The sequence below is a fragment of the Leisingera sp. F5 genome, from assembly GCF_001593695.1.
Genome location: NZ_LUKH01001020.1, coordinates 1 through 1347 on the forward strand (window position 1 = coordinate 1; position 1347 = coordinate 1347).

Annotated in this window: 1 protein-coding gene and 1 pseudogene; both read left to right on the forward strand. The window is 59.9% G+C overall.

The window, feature by feature from the left end; all coding sequences use genetic code 11:
* Positions 1 to 185, forward strand: a pseudogene (locus A2I95_RS38450) (branched-chain amino acid ABC transporter permease); the annotation flags it as partial.
* Positions 186 to 188: 3 nt separating this feature from the next.
* On the forward strand, positions 189 to 1347 hold a 1159-nt coding region (locus A2I95_RS38455), incomplete at its 3' end, for a branched-chain amino acid ABC transporter permease (protein ID WP_291737660.1).

Sequence of the window (1347 nt, forward strand, 5' to 3'; positions counted from 1 at the left end):
GATCGCTGCCCGGTGCGGTGCTGGCGGGCTTCTTGCTGGGTGTTCTTGAGAGCTTCGCCTCGATGAACGAGATCAAATCGCTGATCCCCGGCATCGACCAGATCATCATCTATGTGGTCGCAATCATCATTCTGCTGACCCGTCCACGGGGCCTGATGGGCCGCAAAGGCGTGATGGAGGACTAAGACATGTTCGGACTGGATAAAAAAGACACCTCTATGCTGATCATCGTCGCCTGCCTGACGCTGTTCGCCCCCTTCATCCTGAACCCCTTCCCCACCGGCAGCGCCATGGCGCAGTTCAACGCAGGCTATCCGGACCTGATGCAGCGCTTTGTGATCTTCGGGATCTTCGCCATCGGATTTAACATCCTGTTTGGCCTCACCGGCTATCTGTCATTCGGCCATGCGGCTTTCCTTGGCGCCGGTTCCTACTCAGCCGTCTGGATGTTCAAGCTGGTCGGCATGAACGTGATCCCGGCGATCCTGCTGTCGGTCATCGTTGCTGGCCTGTTTGCGCTGCTGATCGGCTTTGTATCTTTACGCCGCTCCGGCATCTACTTCTCGATCCTGACACTGGCCTTTGCCCAGATGTCCTTTAACCTTGCCTATTCGGTGCTGACCCCGATCACCAATGGCGAAACTGGCCTGCAGCTGACGCTGGAAGACCCGCGCATCCTGGGTGTCTCTGCCACCGCGGACGGCTCAATCCCGGTGACCAGCCTGTTCGGCCTGGAAATGCGGTCAACGTTTGAGCTGGCAGTCGGCCCCTGGGCCTTTCAGTTCAACGCGGGCTATTACCTGTGCGCGCTAATCCTGCTGGCCGCCTTTTACCTCTCGATCCGCATCTTCCGCTCGCCCTTTGGCATGATGCTGCGGGCGGTGAAATCGAACCAGCAGCGGATGAACTACACCGGCCTGAACACCCGGCCCTATACCCTGGCGGCCTTTGTGATCTCCGGCATGTATGCCGGTCTGGCTGGCGGCCTGATGGCCTCGATGGACCCCTTGGCAGGCGCTGAGCGGATGCAGTGGACAGCCTCGGGCGAGGTCGTCCTGATGACCATCCTCGGCGGTGCGGGCACGCTGATCGGCCCGGTGCTGGGCGCAGGCTTCATCAAGTACTTCGAGAACATTTTCTCGAAAATCAACGACAACGTGCTGCACAGCTGGTTCAGCTTTATGCCCGACGGGATGGAGGATGCCCTTGTCTTTCTGGTCCACCCCTTCATCGGCAAAGGCTGGCATCTGACCCTGGGTATCCTGTTCATGCTGGTGGTGATCTTCCTGCCCGGCGGGCTGGTTGAGGGCGGCCAGCGGGTCAAAGGCTGGCTCAGCCGCCGCAAGG